The 7,875-nt window shown below is 72.5% G+C and carries 7 protein-coding genes and 1 pseudogene; 2 read left to right on the top strand and 6 right to left on the bottom strand.

All coding sequences use genetic code 11. The features are described 5' to 3' along the window. Together CKO43_RS17315 and CKO43_RS17310 are read right to left on the bottom strand one after the other, a co-directional pair. A pseudogene (locus tag CKO43_RS17315) lies at positions 1-321 on the bottom strand (general secretion pathway protein GspB); the annotation flags it as partial. A 4-nt stretch (positions 322-325) separates the two neighbouring features. Then, positions 326-1,894 (bottom strand): ExeA family protein, encoded by a 1,569-nt coding sequence (locus CKO43_RS17310; RefSeq protein ID WP_200379359.1) that lies wholly within the window; start codon positions 1,892-1,894, stop codon positions 326-328. A gap of 157 nt (positions 1,895-2,051) precedes the next feature. On the opposite strand from CKO43_RS17310, the gene tal reads away from it, so the two are divergent. Together tal and pgi are read left to right on the top strand one after the other, a co-directional pair. Continuing rightward, the gene (gene tal, locus CKO43_RS17305; RefSeq protein WP_200231012.1) at positions 2,052-3,005 is read left to right on the top strand and encodes a transaldolase; all 954 of its coding nucleotides are present in this window, start codon (positions 2,052-2,054) and stop codon (positions 3,003-3,005) included. Beyond that, positions 3,002-4,591, top strand: a complete 1,590-nt coding sequence (pgi, locus tag CKO43_RS17300) for a glucose-6-phosphate isomerase (RefSeq protein WP_200231010.1) — start codon at positions 3,002-3,004, stop codon at positions 4,589-4,591. The genes tal and pgi overlap by 4 nt, the downstream gene beginning before the upstream one ends. A gap of 39 nt (positions 4,592-4,630) precedes the next feature. Here the strand turns inward: pgi and CKO43_RS17295 are convergent, their stop codons facing one another. From CKO43_RS17295 to CKO43_RS17280, 4 genes are all read right to left on the bottom strand, one after another. After that, positions 4,631-4,963 (bottom strand): cytochrome C, encoded by a 333-nt coding sequence (locus CKO43_RS17295; protein WP_200231008.1) that lies wholly within the window; start codon positions 4,961-4,963, stop codon positions 4,631-4,633. A 31-nt stretch (positions 4,964-4,994) separates the two neighbouring features. Continuing rightward, entirely contained in the window at positions 4,995-5,966 is a 972-nt protein-coding gene (locus CKO43_RS17290) for a GlxA family transcriptional regulator (RefSeq protein WP_200231006.1), read from the bottom strand. Further along, entirely contained in the window at positions 5,963-6,520 is a 558-nt protein-coding gene (locus CKO43_RS17285; RefSeq protein WP_200231004.1) for a cysteine hydrolase family protein, read from the bottom strand. The genes CKO43_RS17290 and CKO43_RS17285 overlap by 4 nt, the downstream gene beginning before the upstream one ends. A gap of 114 nt (positions 6,521-6,634) precedes the next feature. Then, positions 6,635-7,825, bottom strand: a complete 1,191-nt coding sequence (locus tag CKO43_RS17280) for a M20 aminoacylase family protein (protein ID WP_200231003.1) — start codon at positions 7,823-7,825, stop codon at positions 6,635-6,637. Positions 7,826-7,875: the final 50 nt, after the last annotated feature.

The raw sequence follows: 7,875 nt of genomic DNA, 5'->3' as shown, positions 1-7,875 counted from the left end.
CGCCGCCCCGGCCGTCACCGCCGGCTGGGGCGCGGGTGGCGGCGGCACGGTGTTGTCCGGCGCCGCATCCCGGACAGCCGGTGCCGGCGCGCCGACCAGCCGCGGCGCTTCGGCCGCCGTGGAGCGGCTGCCGGCGAACCACCATCCGCCAGCGGCGGCGGCCAGCACAGCGAGCGCGGCGCCGCCGACGATCCAGGCCGTGCGCCGCGAAGCCGTGGCGGTGGGTGTCAGGGCCGCGTTCGGCTGCGAATGCAGCCCGGGCACGGCGCCGCGTTCACGTTCGGCTTCGGCACGGCGCAGGGCGTCGAGGATGTAGGACATGGTGTCAGCGGGCGAGTGCCAGCCGCGGCTCGTCGCCGCCGCTGGCCTTGAGGATCTGCATCAGCGTCAGCGGGCCGGCGCGACCGTCGGGTTGCAGCCCGTGCGCGACCTGGAAGGCGACGATGCGCGGGGGCAGCGTGCCGCTGCCCGGCAGCCGGCTGTCGAGCCAGGCGTTCAGCGCCGCGGCGTCGCCCGGCGAGCCCCAGCCCGGCGGCGGCCGCCACAGCGTCGCGAACTCGCCGCGCCAGACCTCGGCCAGCGCCGCCAGCGGCAGCCGGGCGCTGGTGCCGTCGTCGAAGGCGAAGCGGGCCTGCTCGGCGTCCAGCCCGGTCAGCAGCGCGACGCCGCCACGGCCGTCGGCGCCACGAAGCGTCAGCAGCCCGGGACGCCCGAGTTCACGCACCTGGGCCAGGCTGGTGCTCGTGCGCCAGCAGGCGAGCCCGGCCGAACCGAGTGCGGCACACGGTTCGCCCGCCCCCGGTTCGGCCTGCCAGCGTGCGGCCAGCGCCCGCCAGCCGTCGGCCTCGCGTGCGCTGGCGCGCGCCAGCAGCGCCTGGGTGTCCGCCAGCACCGGCTCGTCACTGGGGGCCGCGGCCGACGCGGCGCTGGCGGCCGGTGCCGCGGCCGCCGGCCGCAGCGTCGCCACCGCAACCTGGCTGTCGCCGCGCCCGGCCTGCCAGGCCAGCGCGACTACGGCCAGCGTCGCCAGACCCAGTAACGCCGCCACCAGCGGCCGGCGCGAGCTGTTGTCGGGCGCGACGGCGCTGCCGAAGACCTCGTGTGCCGCGCGTTCGACGATCGCCCGGCCGACCCGGCGCTGCCCGCCGGCGTAGGCGCCCAGCAGCGCCCGGTCGGCGAGCAGGTTGATGCGCCGCGGCACGCCGCCGCAAAGCCGGTGCAGCGCCGCCAGTGCCTCGTCGTCGAAAGGCTGTTCCGCCGTCAGGCCGGCCACCACCAGCCGGTGGCGCACATAGGCCACGGTCTCGGCGGCGCTGAGCGCGGGCAGGTGGTAACGCGCGATGACACGCTGGGCGAGCTGTTCGAGCTCGGGCCGGGCGAGCATGCCGCGCAGCTCGGGCTGGCCGATCAGCACGATCTGCAGCAGCTTGCGTTCGTTGGTCTCGAGGTTGGTCAGCAGGCGCAGCTGCTCCAGCACCTCGGCCGACAGCGCCTGGGCTTCGTCGATCACCAGCACCGCGTGCCGGCCCTTGGCGTGGGCGTCGAGCAGGAAGCGGTTGAGCGCGTCGACGTGGCCCTTGACCGTGGTCGTGCCTGGCGCCACCTCGATGCCGAACTCGTCGTTGATCGTCTGCAGCAGCTCGACGACGCCGAGCTTGGGGTTGAACACGTAGGCGACGTCGCAGTGCGCCGGCACCTGCTCGAGAAAGCAGCGGCAGACGGTGGTCTTGCCGGCGCCGATCTCGCCGGTCAGCAGCACGAAGCCGCCGCCGCCCGCCAGGCCGTAAAGCAGGTGCGCCAGGGCCTCGCGGTGCGCTTCGCTCATGTAGAGGAAACGCGGGTCGGGCGCGATCGAGAACGGGTCGCGCTGCAGGCCGTAGAAGCTTGCGTACATGAGGTGGGAGTGGAAGGACGTGCCCGGCGCGGCGCGACGCCGCGCCCGAAGGCGCCTAGCATAGCGAGGCCCGGTGTCCGGCCTCGCCCGGCGTGTCCGTCACACGCGCGTGCGGCTGGCTGCGGTGCAATCCCGAATCACGCCTCCCGCTTCCCCCATGAACCAGCTCGACCAACTCCGGCAGTACACGACGGTCGTCGCCGACACCGGCAACTTCCACCAGCTCGCGCAGTTCGCGCCGCGTGACGCGACGACCAACCCGTCGCTGATCCTGAAGGCGGTGCGCCAGCCCGAGTACGCGCCGCTGCTGGCGCAGACCGTCGCCGCGCACGCCGCACGCCCGCTGGACGAGATCGTCGACGAGGTGCTGGTGCGTTTCGGCCTCGAGATCCTGAAGGTCGTGCCCGGCCGCGTCAGCACCGAAGTCGACGCCCGCCTGTCCTTCGACACCGCGGCGACGATCGCCCGCGGCCGGCGCATCGCCGCGCTCTACCGCGCAGCCGGCATCGGCCCCGAGCGCCTGCTGGTCAAGATCGCGTCGACCTGGGAAGGCATACGCGCGGCCGAAGTGCTGGAGCGCGAAGGCATCCACTGCAACCTGACGCTGCTCTTCGGTTTCGGCCAGGCGGTGGCCTGCGGCGACGCCGGCGTGACGCTGATCTCGCCCTTCGTCGGCCGCATCCTCGACTGGCACAAGGCGCGTGCCGGTGCCGCCTGGGACGTCGCGGCCCACAGCGGCGCCGCCGATCCGGGCGTGCAGTCGGTGACGGCGATCTGGCGCCACTACAAGCGCCACGGCCTGGCCACCGAGGTCATGGGCGCGAGTTTCCGCAACGTCGGGCAGATCCTGGCGCTGGCCGGCTGCGACCTGCTGACGATCAGCCCCGAACTGCTGGCGCAGCTGCAGGCGGCCGAGGGCCCGGTCGCGCGTGCGCTGGACCTCGCCGACGCGTCGGCCGCCGACCTGCCCGAAGTGCACCTGGACGAAGCCGATTTCCGCTGGACGCTCAACGAGGACGCGATGGCGACCGAGAAGCTGGCCGAAGGCATACGCGCCTTCGCCGCCGACGCCCGCGCGCTGGACACCTTGATCGAGGAAGCGAGACGATGACACGCTGCGACCGCACCGAAGCCTGGGCCGCGCTGGCCGGCCACTACGAGGCCCATGGCCGCGAACTGGACCTGCGCGAAGCCTTCGCGCGCGACGGCGGTCGCTTCGAGGCGCTGTCGCTGCAGGCGCCGGAAGTGTTCGCCGACCTGTCGAAAAACCTGATCGACACGGCGACGCTGCACTTCCTGGCCGACCTCGCACGCGAGTGCGCGCTGCCGGCGCGGCGCGACGCGATGCTGGCCGGTGCCGTCGCCAACCCGACCGAGGGCCGCGAGGTGCTGCACACCGCGCTGCGTGCGCCGCTGGGCAGCGCGCCGCACGGTGCCGAAGTGCAGGCGGTGCGGGACGCGATGCTGGCCTACGCCGAGCAGGTGCGGCTGGATGCGCAGATCACCGACGTCGTCAACATCGGCATCGGTGGCAGCGACCTCGGGCCGCAGATGGTGGTGCGCGCGCTGGAGTCCTGGGGCGACCCGGGGCGCCGGCTGCATTTCGTCAGCAACGTCGACGGCCACGACATCACGCCGGTGCTGGCGCGGCTGGACCCGAAACGCACGCTGTTCATCGTCGCCTCCAAGACCTTCACGACGCAGGAGACGATGGCCAACGCCCAGGTGGCGCGCGCCTGGTTCCTGCAGCAGGGCGGCACGGTCGAAGAGATCGCGCGCCACTTCGCCGCCGCGACGACCAACGTCGCCGCCGCCGCGGCCTTCGGCATCACGACGACCTTCGGTTTCTGGGACTGGGTCGGCGGGCGTTATTCGCTGTGGAGCGCGATCGGGCTGCCGATCGCGATCGCCGTCGGTGCCGCCAATTTCAGCGCGCTGCTCGACGGCGCGCACGCGATGGACCGCCACTTCGCCGAGGCGCCCATCGAACGCAACCTGCCGCTGCTGCTCGGGCTGATCGACGTCTGGTACCGCAACTTCCACGGCTTCACGAGCCGCAGCGTCGCGCCCTACCACCAGGGCCTGGCGCGGCTGCCGGCCTTTCTGCAGCAGCTCGAGATGGAGTCCAACGGCAAACGGGTGGACCTGGAAGGCGAGCTGCTGCCGTTCGCGACCAGCCCGGTGGTCTGGGGTGAACCCGGCACCAACGGCCAGCACGCCTATTTCCAGATGCTGCACCAGGGCACGGACGTGATCCCGGTCGAGTTCATCGCGGTGCGCCGGCCGACGCACCCGCATGCCGACCTGCACGCCAAGCTGCTCGCCAACTGCCTGGCGCAGAGCCAGGCGCTGATGCAGGGCAAGACGAGCGCGGTCGCACGCGCCGAGCACGCGCCGACCGCGTCGGCGACGCTGGACCGCGAGGTGCTGGCGCGCCACCGCAGCTTCCCCGGCAACCGCCCGAGCACGACCTTCGTGCTCGACCAGCTGACGCCGCGTGCGCTGGGTGCGCTGATCGCGCTGTACGAACACCGCGTCTGGACCAGCGGTGCGCTTTGGGGCATCAACAGCTTCGACCAGTGGGGGGTCGAACTCGGCAAGGCCCTGGCCGGCGACCTGCTGCCGCGGCTGGCCTCGGGCGACACTGCCGGGCTGGACGCCAGCACCGCGGGGCTGCTGGCCAAGCTGCGCGGCTGACGAAGGCTGGCGCGCGGTCTCACGCGCCACGGCCGAGGCTCAGCCGGCGTCCGCCCCCTGGGCCGCCGCCCGGCGGCCGGGGGCACCGAACCTGTATATGCGCTCGTCTAGGTGGCGCGCGACGGCCTCGATGTCGGCCTCGCTCCAGCCGAGGTGCGCGGTGGCCTGCCAGCGCTGCACTTGCGCCTTGAGGCTGGCCCAGTCGGTGGCGATGCGTTTGTCGCGCCAGTGCATCTGCGTCGTGTGGCAGGCGACGCAGTGGGTGTCGTAGAGCAGCGCGCCGCGGGTCGCGGGCAGTGGCGGCAGCGTCTCCTGGGCGAAAGCTGGCACGGCGGCCAGCAGCAGGGCGGGCAGGGCGTGGCGGCAGTTCATCGGCCCATCGTAGCGGCCGCTTCGCCTTTGGCTATACGGGGGTTTCAGCCGGTCGGCGCCGGGCGCGGATGCGGCGCCACTGGCGCGTGCCGCCCAGGCCGGCGTCGGCCACCGCCTGCTTGGTCGCTCGGCCTTCACGCAGCGCCCGTTCAGCCAGCGCCACACGCAGCGCCTCGATCCATTCGCGCGGGCTGCTGCCCACGTGTTCGGCGAACAGCCGCGCCAGGTGGCGCGGCGAGACGTGCGCGATCGCCGCCAGCCGCGCCAGCGGCCAGTCGGCGGCCGGGTCGTCCAGCACCGCGTCCTGCACGCGGTGCAGCGCCGGGTGCAGGTGCTCGCGGCCGGCCAGCAGCGGCGAATGCTGCGGGTCCTCGCTGCCGCGGCGGTGGAATACGACCAGGGTCTGCGCCACCGCCGCCGCCACCGCTTCGCCGCAGATCCGTGCGACCGCGTGCAGCGCCAGGTCGATGCCGGCGGTGACGCCGGCGCTGCTCGCCACCGGGCCGTCGGCGACGAACAGGCGGTTGGCCAGCACCTGCGCGCTCGGCGCCAGCTGCTGCAGTTCGCTCAGCATCTCGTGGTGCGTGGTGCAGCGCCGGCCGGCCAGCAGCCCGGCGTCGGCCGCCAGCAGCGCGCCGGCGCAGACGGTCATCAGCTCGACGCCGCTGCCCAGCCGCGGCGCCACCACCTCGGCCAGCCAGCGCCGCGTCGTCGTCCAGTGTCCCGGCAGCGGGCGCATCAGCGCGCTCTCGCAGCCGCTGGGCTGGCCTAGCAGCACGACCCAGGACTCGGTGTCGAACGCCGCCGGCAGCGGCTCCAGGGCCGCGATCGTCGCCCCGACCGAACTCGAAGCCTGCGTTTCGGGCCCGACGTGGCGCAGCCTGAAGGCCGGCCGCCGGCCGCGGCGCAGCAACTGCTGGTTGGCGATGCGGAAGACCTCCGCCGGGCCGGCCAGGTCCAGCAGCAGCGTCTCGGGCAGGACGACGAAGACCAGGTCGATCATGCGGCTCGCTGCAAAGCCTGCTCGACGCTGCAGATCGTCGCGAAACGCCCGGCGAGCACGGTCTCGGTGCGTTCGTAGAGCTCGGCCGGGCTCAGCGTGCGGCCGGCGGGCGTCGTCATCGGGAAGGTCAGCGTCGCTTCGGTGACGTAGTCGACCTCCCAGCCTTCGTCGCTGGCGTGGCGCGTCGTCGTCTCGCAGCACTGCTCCGTGCGGATGCCGGCGACGATCAGCCGGCGTATGCCTTGCTGGTGCAGCCAGACCGTGAGGCCGGTGCCGACGAGCGCGCTGTGGCGTTCCTTGACGAAGCGCGCCGCCGAATCGAAGGGTGCCAGGCCGTCCAGCGGACGCACCAGGCCGCTTTCGATCGAGAACGGGTTGTCGGCCGTCTTCGGCCCGTCGGTGTGCAGGATGCGCACGACCGGGAGGCCGCGTTCGGCAGCGCCGGCGAGCAGCGCATTGACGCGCTCCAGGAAGGCGGGTGCTGCCGCCGGGTCCCAGTAGGGGCGGGCGGTGAAAGACTGCTGGACGTCGATCAACAGGACGGCGGTGGACATCGTCTGGCCTCTTGCGGTGGTGAAGGGTGACCGCATCGTGCCTGCTGCAGTGTGCGCCCGCCGGGCTCGAACCGGACGCGAGGCGGACGTTTCAGGACATCCGCCGCCGGTGCGTCAGCGCGGTGCCAACCAGGCCTCGGCCAGCCGCACCCAGGCCGAGGCGCCGATGGGGATCAGCTCGTCGTTGAAGTCGTAGCTGGGGTTGTGCAGCATGCACGGGCCCAGGCCGTGGCCGGCTTCGCGGTGCGTGCCGTCGCCGTTGCCGATGACGAAGTAGCAGCCGGGTTTGTCCAGCAGGTAGAAGCTGAAGTCCTCGGCGCCCATCGTCGGCTCGAACTCGAGCACGTTCTCCGCGCCAACCACCTCGGCCAGCGTGCGGCGCACGAACTCGGTCTCGGCCGGGTGGTTGATCGTCGGCGGGTAGTTGCGGTGGAACTCGAACTCGCAAGCAGCGTCGTAGGCGGCGCAGCTGGCCTCGGCGACCTGCTGCATGCGGCGTTCCACCAGGTCCAGCACCTCGGTCGTGAAGGTGCGCACCGTGCCCTGCAGCTCGACGCTGTCGGGGATCACGTTGGTCGCTTCGCCGGCGTGGATCATCGTCGTCGAGATCACCGCGGTGTCGATCGGGCGCTTGTTGCGCGTGACGATGCCTTGCCAGGCGCTGACCAGCTGGCAGGCCACCAGCACCGGGTCGATGCCGTTGTGCGGCATCGCGGCGTGCGCGCCCTTGCCGCGTATCGTCACCTTGAACTCGTTGCTGCTGGCGAAGACCGGGCCGGTCTTGACCGCGAACTGGCCGGCTTCGAGACCGGGCCAGTTGTGCGCGCCGAAGATCGCTTCCATCGGGAAACGTTCGAACAGGCCGTCGCGGATCATCTCGCGCGCGCCGCCGCCGCCTTCTTCGGCCGGCTGGAACACGAGGTAGACCGTGCCGTCGAAGTTCCGGTTCGTCGCCAGATGTTTGGCCGCCGCCAGCAGCATCGCCGTGTGGCCGTCGTGGCCGCAGGCGTGCATGCGGCCGGCGTGGCGGCTGGCGTGGGCGAACGTGTTCTTCTCGGTGATCGGCAGTGCGTCGATGTCGGCGCGCAGGCCGACGGCGCGTGCCGAGCTGCCGTTCTTGACGATGCCGACGACGCCCGTCTTGCCCAGGCCGCGGTGCACCGGGATGCCCCAGCCTTCCAGCGTCTGGGCGATCAGCTCGCTGGTGCGCTCTTCCTCGAAACACAGCTCGGGGTGCGCGTGCAGGTCGCGGCGCAGCGCGGCAATGCCGGCGGCGTCGGCGAGGATGGATTCGATCAGCTTCATCGGGCGGGCGACGGACGGCTCAAAGTCTGGGATGCTAGCCCGCTTCCTGA

The sequence above is a fragment of the Rubrivivax gelatinosus genome (assembly GCF_016583785.1).
In the GTDB taxonomy this organism is placed as follows: domain Bacteria; phylum Pseudomonadota; class Gammaproteobacteria; order Burkholderiales; family Burkholderiaceae_C; genus Rubrivivax; species Rubrivivax gelatinosus_B.
This window is presented reverse-complemented; position numbering and strand designations above follow the sequence as displayed.